Origin of the sequence: Rummeliibacillus suwonensis (assembly GCF_007896435.1) — a bacterium.
GTDB lineage: Bacteria > Bacillota > Bacilli > Bacillales_A > Planococcaceae > Rummeliibacillus > Rummeliibacillus suwonensis.
Window position 1 is genome coordinate 933,847 of record NZ_VCBL01000001.1, and the last position, 22,341, is coordinate 956,187.

The following is a 22,341-nucleotide window of genomic DNA, read 5'->3' on the forward strand; positions in this document are numbered from 1 at the left end:
ATCTCATGAGGAAGTGACACAATGATAGCAACGGAAAAAAGATGGCGTATTAATCGCCCAGATGAACAGCTTGTGAAAAAATTTGTGGATGAACTTAAAATTTCTTCAATATCAGCTAAAATTTTAGTAGCACGCGGTTTCACAACAGTTGAAGCAGCCCGTGCTTTTTTAACGATTGATGAACAAACCATCCATGATCCATTTGAAATGTATGGGATGAAGGAAGCGGTTGATCGGATTCAAAAAGCCATACAAAATAGAGAAAAAATATTAGTATATGGGGATTATGATAGTGATGGAATTACCAGTACAACGGTTATGAAAACTGTTCTCCAAGATTTGGGGGCGGATGTATCTCATATGATTCCAAACCGATTCATTGATGGCTATGGACCGAGTGAACGCTTATTTAAACAGGCACATGAAGAGGGATACCAACTCATCATCACTGTCGATAATGGGATTGCCGGGAACCATGAAGTGCAGGTAGCGAAAGAATTAGGAATGGATGTTATCGTTACAGACCACCATGAACCAGGGGAAATATTGCCCCCAGCCGATGTGATTATCCACCCAAGACATCCGGCTGGAAACTATCCATTTGGTGAGTTGGCAGGTGTTGGCGTCGCATTTAAAGTGGCACACGCCTTGTATGGTAAGTTGCCTAAGCATTTATTAGAGATTGCAGCAATTGGTACCGTAGCAGATTTAGTACCCCTTTTAGACGAAAATCGTTATCTTGTCAAAGCAGGACTAGAGGCACTGCAACATTCTACAAGGCCGGCTATTCAAGCGTTATGTAAAGTAGCAGGTGTCAATCAGCAAGAGATCGATGAAGAAACGATTGGCTTTGGCTTTGCACCAAGATTAAATGCATTAGGAAGATTGGGAGATGCGGCACCTGGTGTAGATTTTTTAATGGCACAAAATGCAGCGGAAGCAATGACGATGGCCAGCTCCTTAAACGAAAAAAATAAAGAACGCCAAGCAATGGTAACAAGTATTACAGAACAAGCTATTGCTATGATCGAAAATGATGAAGAAATTGGACATTCACAAGTACTAGTCATTTCAGGTGAAGGATGGAATCCAGGAGTTGTCGGTATTGTTGCATCGAGACTTGTAGAAAAATACTATCGTCCAACGATTATTCTTTCCATAGATGTCGAAAAAGGTGTAGCAAAAGGCTCTGCTCGAAGTATAGAAGGTTTCCATATGTATAAGGAGCTTGCTAAAAATAAAGATATTCTACCGGCTTTTGGAGGGCACCCAATGGCTGCTGGTATGACACTCGCAATGGAGGATATTGATGAATTGCGTTATCGTTTGGATCAGCAAGCAAGAGAATGTTTAACAGAAGATGCATTAACACCGGTGCTAGATATCGATATACCACTGACACTCGATGAAATCGATATAAATGCGATCGAAGATGTTCGTAAGCTAGCGCCCTTTGGTACAAGTTTTGCGAAGCCTGTCTATGCAATAGAAGATACATCTATTCGTTCCATGAAAAAAATCGGTGCCAATGAAGACCATATCAAACTGCAAATCGTTTCAAATAATCAAGAACTAGATGTAGTAGGATTTCATAAGGGCTATCTAGTTGATGAACTAACATATGGTATTCAAGTATTTTTTGCAGGTGATCTTCAAATCAATGAATGGAATGGCCGCAAAAAACCGCAGCTACTGTTGCAGGATGCTCGAACGGATGAATGGCAATTATTCGATTTGAGAGGTATCAGGCAGGTTGCACGTTGGTTACAAACGATTCCACTTGAGGAGGTAACATTTATAGCTTTTAGGGAAATGACAGTAAATTATTATGATTCTTTAATTCCCCAAAAGATTCAAAGTTACTCTGAGGATATCTCAAATGAAAATTGCATGCCGTATGTTGTATTATTAGATTTGCCCCCAAATGTTCGAATGCTGGAACAGCTATTAGAAAATGTGAGACCCAATCGAATTTATGCGCACTTTTATATTCCAGACTCTCACTATTTTGATGGAATGCCTACAAGGGAACAATTTGTATGGTATTATACTTTTTTGAGAAAACGGCGAATTTTTCAACTGCGTCAAAATTTAACTGAATTGGCCAAACATAAAGGCTGGAGTCGCGATATGCTTATTTTCATGACGCAGGTGTTTTTTGAACTTGGATTTGTTACAATAGATAATGGACTCGCGAAAATTGTTGATCATCCGCCTAAAAAAGAGTTAACTAGCGCGAAAATCTATCAACAACGTGCGCAACAAATGGCTTTAGAGCAAACTCTGCTGTATGCACCGTATAAGGATTTAAGAGAGTGGTTTGACCTTCGTTTAAACGGTCAATCGGTTTCTGAGGAGGAACAATAATAATGGATTTAAAACAATATGTGACGGTCGTAGAAGATTGGCCTAAAAAAGGCATCTCTTTCAAAGACATCACGACAATTATGGATAATGGAGAAGCGTATAAATATGCTACTGACCAAATCGTTGAATATGCTAAAAAAGTTGGTGCAGAATTAATTGTTGGTCCAGAAGCACGAGGATTTATCACAGGATGTCCAGTTGCTTATGCGCTTGGAATTGGTTTTGCTCCAGTTCGTAAGCCAGGTAAATTACCGCGTGAAGTAGTTTCTGTAAGTTACGGTCTTGAATATGGGAAAGATACGTTAACGATGCATAAAGATGCCGTAAAAGCTGGTCAAAAAGTTTTAATCATAGATGATTTACTAGCCACTGGAGGTACCGTAGATGCTGCCATCCGTTTAGTTGAACAACTTGGTGGGGAAGTAGTGGGCTGTGCTTTTTTAATTGAACTAGAAGAATTACATGGTCGCGATAAGCTTCATGGCCACGATGTCTTAACATTAATGAAATACTAATGATAAAGTGAAGCTTCCATCAGTGGGGATTTTCTTTATCCCCCATTGAGCTAGAAGAACTCAGGTTAAAAGCGCCACGTCCTGTGGCAACACCTGAGGGACCAACATCCTGCCCCCCCAAACCAATCGGACCCATGCGGCAGTTAATCCCCATCTATCTTCTCGTTTCTCTCTATATCTTTGAGATGGGGGTCTTACTGCCCGTTAAAGCGGGATAAATGGCTATCTAAAAAATTCATATACACTAGGTAAAATTTCACCACACTTTTACAGGCAAAGACGAGGGATAGGTCGCACTACGAACTTGTCATGGTTCTCGTGTTTTTTCTGTTAGAGTTTGCACAGATCTTTACTTATATTTCAAAAATAGCATGCTAAGTTTACGCTTAGCATACTATTTTTACTTTTAGCTTGTATAAACAGGCGGTAAATTCATGGATGGCAACTGGGGATTTGCTTGGCTTCCGAGAAAGCAAAGCGAACAAGTTGTAGAGTGATTGGTTGAACATCTCTATTTTTGAGGACAAAATGGAATGATCACCACATTTGAATTCATGGGATCTTATTGTCGAAGTTTCGCGTAATTTGTCGAACTATTATTTTTTTTGAAGAATTAGCCTTTACAAATAGGCTCTTTTTTTTATACAATTAACGTTATACATAATCGGAAAAATTATGAAATAGGGTGGGCTAACATGGCGAAAGATCAAGTGATGACAGTAGAGGAAGTATTCGCAATTCTAACATCGTATATGAATAGCGAACACGTTGCATTTGTAAAAAAAGCATATGAACTGGCAAAAGATGCACATAAAGAACAGTTCAGAAGTTCAGGAGAGCCATATATCTTACATCCTGTCCAAGTTGCCGGAATTTTGGCAGAGTTACAAATGGATCCGGAAACAGTTGCAGCGGGTTTTTTACATGATGTTGTAGAAGATACACCTGTCACACATGAAGACCTTGTCGAACAGTTCAATGAAGAAGTTGCAATGCTTGTAGATGGTGTTACGAAATTAGGAAAGATTAAATATAAGTCAAAAGCTGAGCAGCAGGCTGAAAATCATCGTAAAATGTTCGTAGCGATGGCGCAGGATATCCGCGTTATCCTCATTAAATTAGCAGACCGATTACATAATATGAGAACGCTTAAACATTTACCAGTTGAAAAGCAGCGCCGTATCTCAAAAGAAACACTAGAAATCTTTGCTCCACTGGCACATCGTCTAGGAATGTCAGCTATTAAGTGGGAGTTAGAAGATACTGCACTCCGTTATTTAAATCCACAGCAATATTACCGCATCGTTAACCTTATGAAGCGTAAACGAGTAGAACGCGAAGATTATTTAAAATCAGTAATGGATGAAATTCACGTTCAACTTGATGACATCCATATCAATGCAGATTTATCTGGCCGTCCCAAGCATATCTATAGTATTTATCGTAAAATGGTTTTGCAAAATAAGCAATTTAATGAAATCTACGACTTATTAGCTGTTCGTGTCATAGTAGACAGTATAAAAGATTGCTACGCAGTTCTCGGTATTATTCATACGCTTTGGAAGCCGATGCCTGGCCGTTTCAAAGATTATATTGCGATGCCAAAACAAAACCTTTATCAATCCCTTCATACAACTGTCATCGGACCATATGGAGATCCTCTTGAAGTCCAAATTCGCACAAAAGAAATGCATAAGATCGCTGAATATGGGGTCGCAGCACATTGGGCATATAAAGAAGGTAGAACCGTTGATAAAAATAAATCGAATATCGATAATAAGCTAACATGGTTTCGTGAAATTTTAGAATTCCAAAACGAATCATCTAATGCAGAAGAATTCATGGAATCACTGAAATTTGATTTATTCTCTGACATGGTTTATGTATTCTCTCCAAAAGGCGATGTGATCGAGTTGCCAGCAGGTTCAGTACCCATTGATTTTGCGTATCGAGTACACTCTGAAATTGGTAACAAAACAATTGGTGCTAAGGTAAATGGGAAAATGGTTCCTCTTGATACACCTTTAAAGACAGGCGATATTGTAGAAATTATGACATCCAAGCAATCATTCGGTCCAAGCCGAGATTGGCTGAATATCGCACAATCTTCACAGGCCAAACATAAGATTAAGCAATTTTTTAAAAAACAATTGCGTGAAGATAATGTCAATAAAGGTCGTGAAATGATTGAAAAAGAAATTGTTGAACAGGGATATGATCCAAAAGAAATATTGACACCTGAAAACTTTAAACGAGTATGTGAAAAATTGAATTATGCAAATGAGGATGATTTAGTCGCAGCTGTTGGATTTAACGGAATGACAGCACTCCAAGTCGTTAATCGCCTTGCTGAACGTGTAAGAAGACAACGTAGTCAAGAAGAAACGATAGAGAAAATTGCGAAAGAGATGAAAACACCTCCAAAGGAAAAAGTAACGGAGACAGGTGTGATTGTTAAAGGTTTGGACAACTTATTAATCCGTTTATCTCGTTGCTGTAATCCAGTACCAGGCGATGATATTGTTGGGTTTATCACAAAAGGTCGTGGTGTTTCAGTTCATCGTGCAGATTGTCCAAATATCCAAACATCAGAAGATCATGAACGATTGATCGAAGTTGAATGGGGAAAGAATTTAGAACAAGAACATAAATTATTCAATGTGGATATTGAAATTTCTGGCTTTGATCGTGTAGGTTTGTTAAACGAGGTCATACAGGTCGTCACTGAAACAAAAACACCGATTAGTGGCATTAGTGCACGGACGGATCGAGATAAAATTGCGACCATCAATTTGACTTTACAGATCAAGCATATTCAAAATCTTTATAAAGTAGTAGATCGTGTCAAACAAATTCCAGATGTCTATTCTGTACAACGTATTATGCATTAAGATTGGAGATTATATCAATGAGAGTAGTTCTGCAACGGAGCAAAGAAGCTTCCGTTACTGTCAATGGAAAGGTTACAGGGAAGATCGATCAGGGCTATGTGTTATTAGTTGGGATTACACATGGTGATACGAAAGATGATGCAGATTATCTGGCAAAGAAAATTGCAAAATTACGAATTTGGGAAGATGAAGAGGGCAAGATGAATCGCTCTATTAAAGAACATGGTGGTGACATTTTGTCAGTCTCCCAATTTACTTTGTATGCTGATACAAGAAAGGGCAATCGTCCAAGTTTTACAGATGCTGCCCGACCTGAAGAGGCTTTTGGTTTATGGGAATACTTTAACAGTACACTTCATGCACTAGGATTACATGTTGAAACGGGTGTCTTTGGTGCAATGATGGATGTCAAACTTACAAATGATGGACCTGTAACGATATTGCTGGAGTCGAAATAATGAAAAAACGTCTGATTAATGAGAAATCAGACGTTTTTTTTCTCGTAAAGTAGTGAAACGTGCATTCATAATAGGACACATAGTCTAACAAATAAACTAGATGGTCAAGCCTAAGCTAAATTTGTATATTCAATGACTTCAAATCTCTAAACAAAAACAACCATATCAATTGAAGATATGGTTGTCCATTGTGTTGTGATTAGTCGCGGCCATAGTAGCTTAAAAGTCCATTTACAACACCTTTAGCAACTGTTTCGCGATAATCATTACTATTCACTAGTTTGGCATCTGAAGCATTTGAAACAAAGCCAAGTTCTAATAATACAGATACAACGGAATTGTATCTTACCACATAGTAGTCCATTGCTTTGAGTTTGCGATCTTTATAATTCGGATATTCCTCTTTTATTGCGTCTTTGATACCATCATGTATAGCATCTGCAAATTTCTTGCTGCTTACTTTAGCTGAAGTTGAATAATAGCTTTCATAGCCCGTAGCAGAAGAAGGTCCCGAATTGTGATGTACGCTTATAAAGGCGTTTGCCCCTTTTTGTTTCGCGTAAGCAGCGCGTTCATCTAATGTTAAAAACTGATTGTCCGTTGTACGTGTCATGTACACGATACCGCCAACTTCTTCAATAGCAGATTGAATGGCTTTCGCTGCTTTTAAGTTGAGTGTTTTTTCAACTACATGATTGCCAGATGCTCCATTATCTTGCTTCCCATGTCCAGGATCAACAACAATCTTAATCCCTTTTAAAGTTCCTTTTACACTATCAGAAACAGTTGTAGTTGGTTTCTTTGTAGTGATTTTACTACTAGTAGTATTGGAAGAAATCCAGCCTTTTTGTTTGGAAGTATACTGAACTTCTACCCAATTATTGTTGGAGATACGTAGGATCTTAAAATAATTGCCCTTTGACGCTTTTCCAAGTGATGGAGCAGCAGTTGTTGGTAACGATCTTACGTTCAAAGTACCGGAACGCATGACAAAATATTGTGTTTTAGATGGTTTCTTTGCTGTAAATGAGATATTAGTCGTTGAAGCAAAACCGTAGGATGTACTACCATTGATCCAACCTTTTTTATCATTATAATTTACATAAATCCACCCGTTGCTTGCTTGTTTCAAGATTTGAACTTTTGATTCAAAAGGTACGATTTGACCGAGAGATTTTGCATTCACACTGTAACTGTTTCGTATTGTCAGTCCAGTTGGTTCTGTTACATAATAGTAGGTTGTTTTTTTAGGTACAACAACGGTGATTGAACTAGTAGTTGGTTCTTTTACCTTTTGAGTGCCGTAATGGGTGGAAACCCAACCTTTTTTGCCAGTTTGATATGTAACTTCTACCCAATCATTACTTGCAATACGAGAAATGAGTAAAGATTCGTTTTTCTTTACATATGCCAGTAATTTAGACTTTGAATTTGGCTCTGAACGTACAGATAATGACTTAGCTGTAACGACAAAATATAAATTCTTTTTAGCGTTTGTAATTTTAGGTTTTGCTGTAGTAGCCTTTTTGGTGGAAACCGTAACATAAGTAGCACTTACCCACCCAGTTATACTAGAAGTTTTAATTTTAACCCAGCCATTTTTTTGTTGGATATATGTAGCGGTTTTTCCTTTGTTTAATTTTCCTAAAACCGTAGAATTAGTGGAATTAGATTTTCGAATATTTAGATTGTCCGTTTTAGAAGTAACAATTTTGGAAGTAGTAGAAGCGGTCGAAACGGTTGTTTTGACAGTTTTTAAATATTTGGCTGATGCCCAACCTGTTTTGTTCTTATACTTCACTTGATACCATTTTCCGCTTGCCTTTACTTTTACTAGGGTCGTATTTTTTTTAACAGTTGTTATGACCTTTGAACTAGTGCTAGGAGCCGTTCTTATATTTAGTGCGCTGGCAGTAACCTTTAATTTTGTGGAAGAGGCATGTGCTTTAGGAATTACTGCGAACATTGAAAAGACTAAAACTAGACAAAGTGAGACAATAGTCGCTGCATTTAGTTTTTTGGTATTCATATTTTTCCTCCTTTTTTCCATTGTAAGATGAAAAGAGATAAAAAACTATAAGTTTTTTTAAATAGTTGACATATTTTGCGGAAATGTTATGATATGAAGTAATCTTTATGATTATTAAATACCTATGACCAAGAAAGTAACAATCAAGTTGTACTTTTTAGAGAGGAAAAGACGTGGCTGAGATCTTTTCTATTGTACCGATATGTGAAAAACACTTGAGAGGTTTTTCTTCGAACGATTAGTGAGCTAGTAGGGGAAAACGGTATCGGCCGTTATCCGATTTGAGAGGATCTAGTAATGCTAGGTCAACTAGGGTGGAACCGCGGAAGCATATACAGCTCTCGTCCCTTGCATTAAGCAAGGGGCGGGAGCTTTTTGTTTGCAGAAGATAGCATGTAGAGTCTTCAGAAACATTGAAAAGTTTGAATCAAAATGTTTTTTCAGTTTTCAACAGCAAGACTGAAACTAATTTATCCCGCATTAACGGGCAGTAATACTTCCCCTCAAAATTCAGCGAAAGCAAAGAAGGTAGGAGGGAGATCAACTGCCGCATGCGCTCGATTGGTTCAACTAATCATCCGTGAGGGATGAAGAAAACCCCCCACTGGTTAAAGTTTCACTTTATGACAGTAGCTGTCGAAGCTTCATATCGCGTTCATCATCAGTGAAGCCTGTTAAAAATAGAAAGGAGATTGTGTATGAGTTTTAAAGTACCTAGAGGCACCCAAGATATCTTGCCTGGTCAAACAGAAAAATGGCAAAAAGTTGAGGAAATCATTCGACATCTTTGCCATGTTTACCGTTACCAAGAAATTCGCACACCTATTTTTGAATCAACTGAGTTATTCCAACGTGGTGTTGGCGATACAACAGATATTGTGCAAAAGGAAATGTACACATTTGAGGATCGGGGAGGACGTTCCATAACACTTCGACCAGAAGGTACAGCCTCTGTCGTTCGTTCTTATGTTGAACATAAAATGTTTGGTCAACCTGATCAGCCAGTAAAATTATCTTACATGGGACCAATGTTCCGTTATGAACGCCAACAAGCTGGACGTTATCGACAATTCGTACAATTTGGCGTAGAAGCAATTGGTAGTAAAGATCCTGCAATTGATGCAGAAGTGATTGCGCTTGCGATGAACGTTTATGCAACAGCTGGATTAAAAGATATAAAATTAGTGATTAATTCTCTAGGGGATCATGAAGTTCGAACAAAACACCGTGAAGCATTAGTGAAGCATTTTGAACCGCATATTCATGAGTTTTGCTCTGACTGTCAATCACGTCTTAAAAAAAATCCACTTCGTATTTTAGATTGTAAAGTGGATCGTGAACATCCATTAATGGCGACAGCACCTGCTTTAACAGACTATCTAAATGAAGAATCTGCAAGTTACTTCGACCAAGTGAAAAACTATTTAGATATACTTGGTATTTCGTATGAAGTAGATCCAAATTTAGTAAGAGGTTTGGATTACTATAATCATACTACCTTCGAAATTATGAGTACTGCTGAAGGATTGGGCGCGATCACCACTTTATGTGGTGGAGGTCGCTATAACGGTCTTGTTGAAGAAATTGGTGGACCTGAATCACCTGGTATTGGATTTGCTATGAGTATCGAACGTTTACTTTTAGCTTTAGAAGCTGAGGGGAAAGAGTTAAATACTGAAAATCAATTAGATGTGTTTATCGTTACGATGGATGCTGATTCGAAACGAAAAGCTGTAGAATTAGCAAGTTCTTTCCGTGCAAAAGGTATTTCTACAGAAATCGATTATTCAAACCGTAAAATGAAAGCACAAATGAAATCAGCTGACCGTCAACATGCAACATGGGTAATTGTACTTGGCGAAACGGAATTGGCTGAACAACAAGCAACTGTGAAAAACATGGTAACGGGTCATCAAGAAATGATTCCATTCCATGATTTAGTAAATTATTTAACAAAACAGAAAGAACAGTAATTGGAGGAAATTCGAAATGGCTACAAGAACACATGAATGTGGTATTCTACGAGGTGAACATGAAGGCGAACGCGTAGTTCTTAAAGGTTGGGTACAACGCCGCCGTGACTTTGGCGGGTTAATCTTCATTGACCTACGTGACCGTACAGGATTAGTACAAATTGTATTTACACCGGAAAATTCTAAAGAAGCGCTTGACCTTGCAGATACTTTCCGAAATGAATACGTGATCGAAGTTGAAGGCGAAGTGAAACGCCGTACACCAGATATGATTAACCCTAATATGGAAACAGGTATGGTGGAAGTTTACATTGATAAAGCAACACTTATCAATAAAGCAAAGAATCCTCCATTCCAAATTGAAGACCGTATTCAAGTAAATGAAGATTTGCGCTTAAAATACCGTTATTTAGACTTACGTCGTCCTGTTATGTATAAAACATTCAAATTACGCTCTGATGTAACAAAAGTAATCCGTAACTTCTTACAAGATGAAGGATTTTTAGAAGTAGAAACACCGATCCTAACAAAATCAACTCCAGAAGGTGCACGCGACTATCTTGTACCATCACGTGTGCATGAAGGTGAATTTTATGCTCTTCCACAATCACCACAATTATTTAAACAATTATTGATGGTTTCTGGATTTGAAAAGTACTTCCAAATCGCTCGTTGTTTCCGTGATGAAGACTTGCGTGCTGATCGCCAACCTGAATTTACTCAAATCGATATGGAAATGAGCTTTTTAACACAAGAAGAGATTCTTGGTATTAATGAACGCCTAATCCAAAAAGTGATGAAAGAAATTAAAGGCATCGATATCCCACGTCCATTCCAACGTATGAAATATGACGAAGCGATGGCACGTTTCGGTTCAGATAAACCAGATGTTCGTTTTGGTTTAGAATTAATCGATTTAACAGATGTTGTTGGTGGCTGCAGCTTTAAAGTATTCGCACAAACTGTTGAAGCTGGCAACCAAGTAAAAGGCCTTAATATTAAAGGGGCTAATGATAAATACTCTCGTAAAGATTTAGATGAATTGACAAAATTCGTTGGTCGTTACGGTGCAAAAGGTCTTGCTTGGATCAAAGTAACTGAAGAAGGGCTTACGGGTCCTATCGGTAAGTTCTTCCAAGATGACTACGGCAAAAAATTAGTTGAACGTATGAAAGCAGAGCCAGGAGATACATTAGTATTTGTTGCAGATAAAAAGTCTGTTGTGGCAGATTCGCTTGGTGCTCTTCGAAAAAAATTAGGGAAAGAATTAGAATTGATCGATGAATCCCAATTCGCCTTTTTATGGATTACAGATTGGCCATTATTGGAATACTCAGAAGAAGAAGGACGTTATACAGCAGCTCACCATCCATTCACACGTCCGTTCGATGAAGATGTTGACAAAATGGAAACAGCTCCTGGCGAAGTTCGTGCACAAGCTTATGATATCGTTTTGAATGGTTATGAACTAGGCGGTGGTTCTCTTCGTATCTACGAAAAAGACCTTCAAGAAAAAATGTTCAAAGTACTTGGCTTCACCCAAGAACAAGCACAGGAACAATTCGGTTTCTTGATGGATGCCTTTGAATATGGTGTTCCGCCACATGGTGGTTTAGCATTTGGCTTGGATCGTTTCATCATGCTACTTGCTGGGCGCGATAACTTACGCGACACCATTGCATTTCCGAAAACAGCATCTGCAAGCTGCTTGTTGACAGATGCCCCAAGCTCAGTAGCAACAGCTCAGTTAGACGATTTACACATCCGTACAAAGACATTAGCTGACGAAAACTAAAAGGGTAATATTTTGTTTAAGGAAAGGTAAAGTATAGATTATTTACATTCCTGACTATATTTTGTGGAATGGCTATTTTAACTATTTTCGTTTTTGAATCAACATTATAAGTGATTTTTGGTTTATAAAAATGAACAATTTCCATTCATATTTGAACTATTATGTTCTGCTTATTTTTAAAAATTTTCCATTAAATTCTTCATGGTTTATTTTGATTTTTCTGAACCCTTATGTTAGTATTAATTAACAACAAATCCTGATATGTTCGTTGAAACGTAATCAGTCTTGACCGAACATAATATCATTGGGAGTTGTTATTTTGGAACGGCAAACATGCCCGATGGGGACTTTTAAAGTTTCAAATACGACACCCACCTGCAAAGAGTGCGGGTTCAAAACGATTTAAAAAGCAACGGCATTATTGGGATTTGTTCCATAAGAGACTTATAACCTTTGATTCTTATAGGATCAGAGGTTTTTTGTTTTTATTCCTTATTAATGTGGGCATAAGATCTCCATATCAAAACTCCAATAACAAGCTAGGCATAGGATAAGTGAGGCATTTTAGACAAGATCTTATGAAATGAAAAATGAGTTTTGGATTTTTGATATATTTTCACTTTCCGTGAATCATGCTATAATTAATAATTGCTTTATGAATGATCAAAGTAATTGACTGGGTTTACTACAAAATAGAAATTTTGATAGATGGAGAGTGTTTTCATGTTACATCAATTTTCAAGAAATGAACTGGCAATAGGACAAGAAGGTTTAGATAAACTTAAAAAAACGACAGTCGCTATTTTAGGTATTGGAGGCGTTGGCTCTTTCGCTGCTGAAGCATGTGCTAGAAGTGGAGTGGGGCGAATTATTTTAGTCGATAAGGATGAAGTAGATATTACTAATATCAATCGTCAATTAGTGGCTTATCTCTCTACCATTGGCAAATCCAAATCAGCAGTAATGAAAGAAAGAATTGCGGATATTAACCCAGAATGTGAAGTCATCGATCTGCATATGTTTTATACAGAAGAAACATATGAAAAATTCTTTAGCTATGGTATAGACTATGTCATTGATGCTTCTGATACAGTAAAATATAAAATCCACATTATTAAAGAATGCTTGAAACGTAATATTAAAGTGATTTCTAGTATGGGGGCTGCTAACAAAACAGATCCAACTCGTTTTAGAATTGCTGATATTTCAAAAACACATACAGATCCACTTGCCAAAGTAATTCGTCTAAAATTGCGCAAAGAAGGTATTAAAAAGGGCGTCCCTGTTATTTTTTCTGATGAAAGTCCAGTTGTTATTCGGGAGGACGTTGCACAAACAGTAGGGAAGCCAGATGCAGCGATCAGAAAGGCAAAGATGCCGCCATCTTCCAATGCATTCACACCTTCTACAGTAGGATTATTTGCTGCAAGTTGGGTGATTAATGATATCTTAAAAGACGTTCATATTCAACATATCCAAGGTTAGAAGGAACTGTCGGAAAAATAGAAAGGTACAATTTAGTATGGAATCTAAATTGTACCTTTTGCTTTTCAATGATTGATGATTGCTCCAAGTAGTTCCTTTTTTGATCAATGAATGGCACTTTCTTTCGCTAAATGGATATCAAGAGAGAGTACCTGCCTTTCTAAACTTATTTCTTCGCTTTTTATTCACTTAAGACATTTTCAAGTTGATCATAATATTGGGCAAGTTTTACTAAGGCGCTGCCCATTCGTTCGTTTTCTGGTATAACAATTCGTTGGACACCTTGTTCTTTTAAAGCTTGTCCTGTTACTTTTCCAATGGATAATGCCACTGCATTTGTTTCAAAAGCTTGAAGTAGTTTCGCTTTTTTTCCTTTTTCTTCTGCATAAGCAAAAAGGTAACGAACTTGAGGGGTACTTGTAAAACTTACAGCATCAACTTTTTGTTCGAGTATCTCAGCTAATAATTTTTCTAAAATCGTCGTTTCAGGTGGGATATGTTGATAAGGAAGGATTTCATGGAATTCGGCTTGCTGCTGCTCTAACCAATTGACCAGATTGGGTGCTGGATCTCCATGAAGTTGCAATGCGATATGTAAATCTTTTAAATCAAAGCGTTTTAAGTCTCTTATTAAGCCAACCGTACTTCCATCATCATCTCTTGCAATCGGGGTAAGGCTGTACTTTTTTAATGTATTCACAGTTTTATAGCCTCTTGCCGCAATATTTGTATTTTTTAAAGCGACTAGAAAATCGTCTTTTTTTCCTAGTTCATCCGCAATTTTAATGAGTGTTTCCGTACCAACTCCTGTTGTCAAGATGATCCAATCAAAATAACCTTCTAAGATATTTAACACTTCAGTTTTTACATTTTCATCATTTAAAAAAATGGTTCCTTGAGAAGGGCGCAATATGGGCGTGCCGCCAAGATTTTGGACGATTGTACTTTGCTCTTCTGCTTTTCGAGCGCCTAAAAGTGCAATTCGCTTTCCTTCTAATTTTGTCAATGCATTCATCTCCAATATGATTACTTTATATTATTATTTTAACAGAAATTTCGTTGCATTTATATAGTGTTCATGTTGGGGATTGGAAATTCTTTGTCTTCATCAACGGCGGTTTTTATGATGAAAGCGAAGCGACAAAAAGAAGCTGTTTTTGTGTTGAAGAAAAAGATGTCAGCTATAGAAGAGACTCTTTGGAAAGGAGGAATGTGGTGGAGGACATCCTAATGCACATTAGTGAAAGTACCTTTGAACCTAAATCTCAAACTCTGAATACCATTTACACAAAATATAATTAGGCATTATTTCCATTTATGGTTGACTGAATATATCGAGTGCTGATATATTTAATATATCGACATACGATATATCATATGCCAATGTATGGAGGGATTTTCATGTCAGATGAGTATGCTCCTTTAACGGAAGGCGTGTATTATATTTTACTGGCACTTTATGAGCCGCGTCACGGATATGGCATTATGCAGTTTGCAGATGACATGAGTCGTGGACGTGTTAAGTTAGGAGCAGGAACCATATATGGTGCCATTAAATCGTTGCAAAAGAAAAAATGGATTGTTCCATATGATGAAGATGGGCGAAAAAAGGAATATATTATTACTGATTTAGGCAAAGAAATAGTAAAAAAAGAAGTTGAACGTTTAAAAGAGCTTTATAAGAATGGACAACATTTATTAAGTCAGGAGGAATGATGATGAAGAGATATTTTCGGGGCTTTATCGATTATGAAAAAGAAGAAAAATGGATTAATGAACAAAGCCAAAAAGGACGTCAGCTAAAGAAAGTTTTCCCATTTTATTATGGCTTTGAGGAAGGTGGCTCAGAAAAGTATACTTATCGCATTGTATTATTACCAAAAGATCGCCAAGACTATTTAGATTTTTTAGAATCAGCAGGCGTGGAAATTGTCTGTATTTTTAACAAATGGGTATATGTTCGTAGAAAATCGACTGAGGAAACGTTTGAATTGTATACAAATTATGCTTCCAAAATCATTTATTATAAACAAATCTCTCACTTCTATTTCTACGTATTGATTTTCAATTTAGTTGCTGGAATATTGAATTTATTTCTATTTTTTATGGGAGAGGGAGAAAAAAGTGACGTAAATGCCTTGAGTAGTTTATTCAATTTCTTTGTTGTCATTCTTTTATTTTTCGCTTTTAAAAAGATACATAGAAAAAAGAAAATTTTACAACAGGATCATGGAATATTTGCTGATTAAGGTGATTATATATCAGATGTGTTGATTAGAAAAAATAAGGAGAAGCATAAGACAGCTGATCTTTCATTATTTTATTGCTCTTTACTAGAGTTTTGAAGTTGATGTCTTCCTGTTCATTCCTAAGATAAATAAAATTAGTAAAAAGTGAATACATTTTGAATGTTGAGACGTATATGTAATAGGTTTGGAAATTTTCGATAAAAGGAGAAGGAGAATGACGCTAGTAATAGATCAAGTTACAAAAAGATATCAAGATTTCACAGCGGTAGATCAGCTATCTTTTACCATTAAAAAGGGAGAGATATTTGGTTTAATCGGTCAAAACGGAGCTGGTAAAACAACAACGTTTCGAATGATTCTAGATTTGCAGGAGACAACAGAAGGGGATATTACCTGGAACGAACAACCGATGAACAAAGTCAATCGAGATATACTTGGTTATCTGCCGGAAGAAAGAGGAATCTTCCCCACTATGGCGGTAGAAGAACAACTATATTTCTTTGGCATTTTACGTGGATGGACAAAAAAAGATTTGAAAAAAGAAGTAGATTACTGGATCAAGAGATTTGATTTAGAAGATAAACGGAAAGCAAAAGCTGAGACCCTTTCTAAAGGAAATCAGCAAAAAGTGCAATTGATCGCAAGTTTTATCCATCAGCCAGAGTTTCTCATACTAGATGAACCGTTTAGTGGTCTCGATCCAGTGAATCGACAATTATTAATGAATGCTATTTTATTTTTAAAGGAAAAAGGAACGACCATCCTTTTTTCAAGTCATCAAATGGATAATGTAGAGGAACTTTGCGATCATCTATGTGTGCTAAAAAAAGGTGCATCCTTGTTCACGGGTAGTTTACTAGATTTAAAGGAGCAGTATGGAAAGATCAAGTTAAGCATTCGATCTGAGCTAGAAGAATCACAGTTGAATGCACTGCCTGGTGTCAAAAGAGTAAAGAAAACGAAGGATGGATACACGTTACTATTAGAAAATGAGCTATATGGGGAACAACTTTTTCAAATACTTGGAAAAGGTAAATATATGGAGAAGTTTAGTATGGATTATTTATCGTTAGATGAAATCTTCAAAGATTTGGTAGGTGGAGAACATGTCTAAATTTTGGTTATTAGCAACACAACTGTATAAACAAAAGATTAGATCGAAGTCCTTTATTTTTTCTACATTACTTTATGTAGCAATTGTTAGTGGGATTATGTTTTGGTCTGATATTAAAGCGGCTATATTTTCGGAAGAACCCCTTAAAATTGCGATGGTCAATGATACGAAGCAGGATTTTAAAGAAGTGTTTCAATCTGATGATGATGTGAAATTTTCATTTCCTACTGAAGATCAGGCAACGATTGAGAAGCAGATAAAAGCTGAAAAACTAGACGCAGCTGTTTTTCTGACGGAAAAAGATGGTCGATTAAATGCTGAGATTGTAACCTATACACCACTTGAATTCAATGACCAAACAAAATTATCATCAATGATACAATATGCTGGAAAAATATATGCTGTACAGCAACTACATTTAACAACTAAACAAGCAGCTCAAATTATTGAATCGCAAACGCCTATTCATATGAAAAATCTAGATATGCAAAAGCAAGATGGTAAAAGTGAAGATGAAAAGGCTGCGGGTATTGGAGCCTCTATTTTAGTTGGTTCGATTGTGTATTCAATCGTTATTTCATTTTTATCCATTATTACGACAGATGTAGCTTCTGAGAAAGGCTCGCGTGTATTAGAGGTGTTGCTCGCAAGTGTCAAACCTTCTACTCACTTTTTAGCAAAAATTACAGGAACTTATTTACTGGCTTTTTCGCAAGTAGCCTTATTATTAGTTGTACAAATTTTGTTATTGTTAACGGTTGATGATGGTTCAAAATGGAAGAAAGTTGCAGGGGTTATTGAAAATTTGTCCGTCAGTTATGTAGTGTATACACTTGCTTATCTCATCTTATCTATTTTCTTGTTCTTGATTGTGGGTGCTCTTTTTGGTTCACTCGTATCCAAAGTGGAAGAGGCTGGTCAGACAATGATGCCGGTCATGTTCATGGGCATCGCTGGTTTCTATGTATTGATGTCAGGCTTATATAGTCCAGATACACTGCTTGTGAAAATATTTTCATTTATTCCTTTTACGACAGTGATGGTTATGCCACTTCGAATAGGCGCAACAGATTTATCACCTACAGAACCACTGATTGCCCTGATCATATTAATCGCTACGGTTGTGGTATTGTTTTATGTTAGTCTTTCATTCTACAAACGAAGCGTGTTAACATATAGCTCAGGTGGAATTATTCAAAAAATTAAAACCGTATTGAAAGTCACTACATAATCTCATCATTTCACAGTATAAAGTGGCGATAACAAAAGACAAGTAGCATTTTAGTTACTTGTCTTTTATATTTTTTTTATTATTTTTTCTTTTTCAAGCTATTCAAATGATCATAGATTCCTGCCATTCGTTTTTCTTGTCCGGCAATGACGGGATGGTAGAATTCAACTCCTTCTAGTTCATCTGGCAAATATTGCTGATCTACCCAACCGCCAAATGTACCTATAGGTGTGTCATGCGGATATCGATAGCCTTCGACTCCAAGCACTTTTGCACCGGCATAATGCGCATCACGCAAATGCATAGGAATCTCTCCTGTTTTGCCAGCATGGATCGTTGCGATTGCTGTATCGATTGCAATAATGGCTGAGTTTGACTTTTCGGCAAGACACATTTCAATGACTGCATGGGCTAGAGGAATTCGGGCTTCTGGCATTCCTAGCCTTTCAGCTGATTGGACGGCTGCCAGTACATGTGAGCCAACTTCTGGCGCGGCGAGTCCAACATCTTCATAGCTCATCACAAGCAATCTACGACTTACTGCGACTAAATCTCCATTTTCCAAGCAATTAGCTAAATAGTAAATGGCCGCATTGACATCGCTGCCACGAACAGATTTTTGTAATGCAGACAATAGATTATAAAAATGGCTGCCCTTTTTATCACCATACACACCAATGCGTTCTGCTAGATTTTTCACGATGGAATCTTGTACAATTGTTTCATCATTTTCTTCATCTGAAGAGTAATAGACCGATTCCAATAGCGTTAGTGCTTTTCGTGCATCCCCATGAGCAGCTTGTACGATCATAGCACGTTGGTCATCGGTCATTCGAATTTTGTAGCGTCCTAGTCCACGTTCTTTATCTTTTAAGGCACGAAGAATAAGTGTGTTTATATCATCGTCTGTTAGTCGTTTGAGTTGTTTGATTTCTCCACAACGAGAGCGGATAGCGGGATTGACATCATGAAATGGATTTTCAGTTGTAGCCCCGATTAACACGATAGAGCCATTTTCAACATGAGGAAGCAATGTATCTTGTTGTAATTTGTTAAATCGATGAATTTCATCTAAAAACAAAATGACTTGTCCAGATAATTTGGCTTCCTCTACAACGTTTTCTACATCTTTTTTTCCTGCACGTGTGGCATTCAAGGCAAAAAAGGGTAGTTTGGATGAGCCGGCGATTGCAAAGGCAATAGACGTTTTACCGATTCCTGGCTCTCCGTAGAGTAACATAGATGGCACATGACCGTTTTGAATCATTTTATAAAGAGTCGTATTTTGTCCGATTATTTCTTGGTGACCGACCACCTCATCAAGATTACGTGGTCGCATACGAAATGCGAGTGGTTCGTTTGGCATGTGGGCACCTCTTTCTTTCACAATAATAGTTGTCATTAAACATTTTTCGATAACTCGTAACAATAATCATAAATCATTCCTGAGTAGAATGAAAAGAAATATGCTATACTTTAATCTAGACAAATAGCTTATTTTAGAGGTGTATATATGAAAATATCAACAAAAGGGCGTTATGGCCTAACAATTATGATTGAATTAGCAAAAGAATATGGTCAGGGACCTATTCCACTTAGACAGATCGCTTCAGACAACAACTTATCGGAAGCATACTTAGAACAGCTTGTTTCTCCATTACGAAACTCTGGTCTTGTTAAGAGTGTTCGCGGTGCATACGGTGGTTATATGTTGTCAAAAGCACCACATTTAATTTCATCAGCTGATGTGATTAAAGTGTTAGAAGGACCGATTCAACCTGTAGAAGGAATTGAAGAAGAGGCACCACCACAACGAGAGTTATGGCTACGAGTTCGCGATGCAGTAAAAGAAGTGCTTGAAACAACGACACTTGATGATTTAGCGACTTATACAGAAGAACAAAATGATGATGGTTATATGTTTTACATTTAAAAGGAGTTTTTATCATGAAAGAAATATATCTTGACCATGCTGCCACTTCTCCTATGCATCCAGCAGTCATTGAGAAGATGGCAGAAACGATGAGTACTGTCTTTGGCAATCCCTCTAGTATTCATGGTATTGGTCGCTATGCTCGAAAATATTTGGACGAAGCAAGAGCAGTATTAGCAAACGCTATTGGTGCAATGGAACACGAAATCATTTTAACAAGTGGTGGTAGTGAAGCAGATAACTTAGCGATTATCGGTACTGCACATGCTAGACGCAATGAGGGTCGTCATATTATTACAACCCAAATCGAGCATCATGCAGTGCTTCATACTTGCCAACAACTTGAAAAAGAAGGCTTTGAAGTGACTTATCTTCCTGTCAATGAAAAAGGGATGATTTCACTTGAAGACGTAAAAAAAGCTCTTCGTGATGATACCATTTTAGTAACCGTTATGTTTGGTAATAACGAAGTCGGCACACTACAACCAATTAAGGAAATTGGGGCACTATTAAAAAATCATCAAGCAAGTTTCCATACAGACGCAGTTCAAGCTTTTGGTATCCAAAAGCTTGATGTCGATGAACTTCAAGTAAATCTACTATCTGTTTCATCACATAAACTAAACGGTCCAAAAGGTTTGGGCTTCTTATATCAGCGCGATCATACGAAACTTCAACCCATTATTTTGGGTGGTGAGCAAGAGCGTAAACGTCGTGCAGGCACTGAGAATGTACCAGCAGTTGTTGGCTTTGCAGAGGCTACTAAAATTGCCCAAGCAAGTTTTGAAGAAAAACAACAACAATTTAAAAATTTCCGCGAAATATTCTTGGGAAAGTTAGATCAAGCGGGCATCTCCTATCATGTAAATGGTGATGAAGTCCACTATTTACCACATGTTTTAAACATTAGTTTTACGGGAATGGAAGTTGAATCTTTCTTAGTCAATTTAGATATGGCGGGAGTAGCTGCATCAAGTGGATCTGCATGCACGGCTGGTTCTATTGATCCATCACATGTATTAGTTGCTATGTATGGAAAAGATGCGGATGAACTGCATAACTCTATTCGTTTTAGTTTTGGCTATGGTTTGACAACAGAGGATGTTCAAACAGCTGCATACAAAACAATTGATATTGTAAAACGCTTAGTGAAATAACAGAAAAAAGGTGAACAATATGAGCGCAACAAAAGACCCCTCACAAACCCGTGTTGTTGTCGGCATGTCTGGAGGAGTCGATTCCTCTGTAGCGGCTTATTTATTAAAAAAGCAAGGCTACGATGTGATCGGTATCTTTATGAAAAACTGGGATGATACTGATGAAAATGGCGTTTGTACTGCTACGGAAGATTATGAAGATGTTATCAAAGTTTGTAACCAAATCGGCATTCCTTACTATGCTGTAAACTTTGAAAAACAATATTGGGATAGAGTATTTACTTACTTTTTAGAAGAATATAAGGCTGGTCGTACACCAAACCCTGATGTTATGTGCAATAAAGAAATCAAGTTCAAAGCATTTTTAGAACATGCCATGAAACTTGGTGCAGATTATCTTGCAACAGGTCACTATGCACGAGTAGAAGTTCGTGATGGTGAAACAAGAATGCTGCGAGGTGTCGATCAAAACAAGGACCAAACTTATTTCTTAAACCAATTATCACAAGAACAATTATCGAAAGTTATGTTCCCGATTGGCGAATTAGAAAAGCCACGTGTTCGTGAAATCGCAGCGGAAGCAGGTTTAGCAACCGCTCACAAAAAGGATTCCACAGGTATTTGTTTTATCGGTGAACGTAATTTCAAACAATTTCTAAGTCAATACTTACCTGCCAAGCCAGGTAATATGGAAACATTCGATGGCAAAGTAATGGGTAAGCATGATGGGCTTATGTACTATACAATTGGGCAACGTCATGGTCTTGGTATTGGTGGCGATGGTGATCCTTGGTTTGTATTAGGAAAAGATTTAAAAAGAAATGTTTTATTAGTTGGACAAAATTTTTATAATGATAAACTTTTCTCCACGAGCTTAACCGCAGTTAAAACAAGCTTTACAACACATCGTAAAATGCCAAAGAAGTTTAATGCTACCGCAAAATTCCGCTATCGCCAAAAAGATGTACCAGTAGAAGTAGAATTACTTGATGAAGATAAATGGCATGTCACCTTTCATGAACCTGCACGTGCTATCACACCTGGACAATCTGTCGTTTTATATGACAACGATGAATGCCTAGGTGGTGCAACGATCGATGAAGTATTTAAAAATGGCGAAAAATTAACATATGTCGGGTGATAG

The 22,341-nt window shown here is 37.3% G+C and carries 17 protein-coding genes, 1 other RNA gene and 1 other annotated feature; of the genes, 15 read left to right on the plus strand and 3 right to left on the minus strand.

Annotated elements, in window-relative coordinates; genetic code table 11:
- Positions 1–21: 21 nt before the first annotated feature.
- From recJ to dtd, 4 genes are all read left to right on the plus strand, one after another.
- A complete protein-coding gene (gene recJ / locus FEU33_RS04310; RefSeq protein WP_146548189.1) occupies positions 22–2,367 on the plus strand; it encodes a single-stranded-DNA-specific exonuclease RecJ in 2,346 nt (781 codons plus the stop codon).
- Positions 2,368–2,369: 2 nt separating this feature from the next.
- On the plus strand, positions 2,370–2,882 hold the full coding sequence (locus tag FEU33_RS04315) for an adenine phosphoribosyltransferase (RefSeq protein ID WP_146548190.1): 513 nt from the start codon (positions 2,370–2,372) through the stop codon (positions 2,880–2,882).
- A gap of 695 nt (positions 2,883–3,577) precedes the next feature.
- Positions 3,578–5,773 (plus strand): RelA/SpoT family protein, encoded by a 2,196-nt coding sequence (locus FEU33_RS04320; protein ID WP_146548191.1) that lies wholly within the window; start codon positions 3,578–3,580, stop codon positions 5,771–5,773.
- 17 nt (positions 5,774–5,790) lie between these two features.
- Positions 5,791–6,231, plus strand: coding sequence for a D-aminoacyl-tRNA deacylase (gene dtd / locus FEU33_RS04325; RefSeq protein ID WP_146548192.1), 441 nt, complete (start codon positions 5,791–5,793; stop codon positions 6,229–6,231).
- A gap of 199 nt (positions 6,232–6,430) precedes the next feature.
- Here dtd and FEU33_RS04330 read toward each other — a convergent pair whose 3' ends face one another.
- Positions 6,431–8,260, minus strand: a complete 1,830-nt coding sequence (locus tag FEU33_RS04330; RefSeq protein ID WP_186731312.1) for an SH3 domain-containing protein — start codon at positions 8,258–8,260, stop codon at positions 6,431–6,433.
- Between the two features lie 115 nt (positions 8,261–8,375).
- Positions 8,376–8,612: a binding site (T-box leader), on the plus strand.
- A 346-nt stretch (positions 8,613–8,958) separates the two neighbouring features.
- Here FEU33_RS04330 and hisS point away from each other — a divergent pair.
- The 4 genes from hisS (at position 8,959) to FEU33_RS04350 (ending at position 13,513) form a co-directional block, all read left to right on the plus strand.
- On the plus strand, positions 8,959–10,233 hold the full coding sequence (hisS, locus tag FEU33_RS04335; RefSeq protein WP_146548194.1) for a histidine--tRNA ligase: 1,275 nt from the start codon (positions 8,959–8,961) through the stop codon (positions 10,231–10,233).
- 16 nt (positions 10,234–10,249) lie between these two features.
- On the plus strand, positions 10,250–12,028 hold the full coding sequence (gene aspS, locus FEU33_RS04340; protein ID WP_146548195.1) for an aspartate--tRNA ligase: 1,779 nt from the start codon (positions 10,250–10,252) through the stop codon (positions 12,026–12,028).
- 250 nt (positions 12,029–12,278) lie between these two features.
- Positions 12,279–12,460, plus strand: a non-coding RNA gene (gene ssrS / locus FEU33_RS04345) — 6S RNA.
- A 291-nt stretch (positions 12,461–12,751) separates the two neighbouring features.
- Positions 12,752–13,513 carry a tRNA threonylcarbamoyladenosine dehydratase gene (locus tag FEU33_RS04350; RefSeq protein WP_146548196.1) on the plus strand — a complete coding sequence of 254 codons (762 nt, stop codon included), beginning with the start codon at positions 12,752–12,754 and terminating at the stop codon, positions 13,511–13,513.
- Positions 13,514–13,694: 181 nt separating this feature from the next.
- Here the strand turns inward: FEU33_RS04350 and FEU33_RS04355 are convergent, their stop codons facing one another.
- The gene (locus FEU33_RS04355) at positions 13,695–14,519 is read right to left on the minus strand and encodes a uroporphyrinogen-III synthase (RefSeq protein WP_146548197.1); all 825 of its coding nucleotides are present in this window, start codon (positions 14,517–14,519) and stop codon (positions 13,695–13,697) included.
- Between the two features lie 395 nt (positions 14,520–14,914).
- Between FEU33_RS04355 and FEU33_RS04360 the strand changes: the two genes are divergently transcribed.
- From FEU33_RS04360 to FEU33_RS04375, 4 genes are all read left to right on the plus strand, one after another.
- Positions 14,915–15,229 (plus strand): PadR family transcriptional regulator, encoded by a 315-nt coding sequence (locus FEU33_RS04360; RefSeq protein ID WP_146548198.1) that lies wholly within the window; start codon positions 14,915–14,917, stop codon positions 15,227–15,229.
- Between the two features lie 2 nt (positions 15,230–15,231).
- On the plus strand, positions 15,232–15,762 hold the full coding sequence (locus FEU33_RS04365; protein ID WP_186731313.1) for a DUF2812 domain-containing protein: 531 nt from the start codon (positions 15,232–15,234) through the stop codon (positions 15,760–15,762).
- A 214-nt stretch (positions 15,763–15,976) separates the two neighbouring features.
- Positions 15,977–16,876, plus strand: a complete 900-nt coding sequence (locus FEU33_RS04370) for an ABC transporter ATP-binding protein (RefSeq protein WP_146548200.1) — start codon at positions 15,977–15,979, stop codon at positions 16,874–16,876.
- Complete coding sequence (locus tag FEU33_RS04375; RefSeq protein ID WP_146548201.1) at positions 16,869–18,107, plus strand: ABC transporter permease; 1,239 nt, start codon at positions 16,869–16,871, stop codon at positions 18,105–18,107. Before FEU33_RS04370 ends, FEU33_RS04375 begins: the two co-directional genes overlap by 8 nt.
- A gap of 79 nt (positions 18,108–18,186) precedes the next feature.
- On the opposite strand, the gene FEU33_RS04380 is transcribed toward FEU33_RS04375, so the two are convergent.
- The gene (locus FEU33_RS04380) at positions 18,187–19,473 is read right to left on the minus strand and encodes a replication-associated recombination protein A (RefSeq protein WP_146548202.1); all 1,287 of its coding nucleotides are present in this window, start codon (positions 19,471–19,473) and stop codon (positions 18,187–18,189) included.
- Positions 19,474–19,620: 147 nt separating this feature from the next.
- Here FEU33_RS04380 and cymR point away from each other — a divergent pair, with 147 nt between their 5' ends.
- The 3 genes from cymR to mnmA are packed head-to-tail and all read left to right on the plus strand — an operon-like array spanning position 19,621 to position 22,338.
- Positions 19,621–20,040, plus strand: coding sequence for a cysteine metabolism transcriptional regulator CymR (gene cymR / locus FEU33_RS04385; RefSeq protein WP_146548203.1), 420 nt, complete (start codon positions 19,621–19,623; stop codon positions 20,038–20,040).
- A gap of 14 nt (positions 20,041–20,054) precedes the next feature.
- Positions 20,055–21,197 (plus strand): cysteine desulfurase family protein, encoded by a 1,143-nt coding sequence (locus FEU33_RS04390; protein ID WP_186731314.1) that lies wholly within the window; start codon positions 20,055–20,057, stop codon positions 21,195–21,197.
- A gap of 19 nt (positions 21,198–21,216) precedes the next feature.
- The gene (gene mnmA / locus FEU33_RS04395) at positions 21,217–22,338 is read left to right on the plus strand and encodes a tRNA 2-thiouridine(34) synthase MnmA (RefSeq protein WP_146548205.1); all 1,122 of its coding nucleotides are present in this window, start codon (positions 21,217–21,219) and stop codon (positions 22,336–22,338) included.
- Positions 22,339–22,341: the final 3 nt, after the last annotated feature.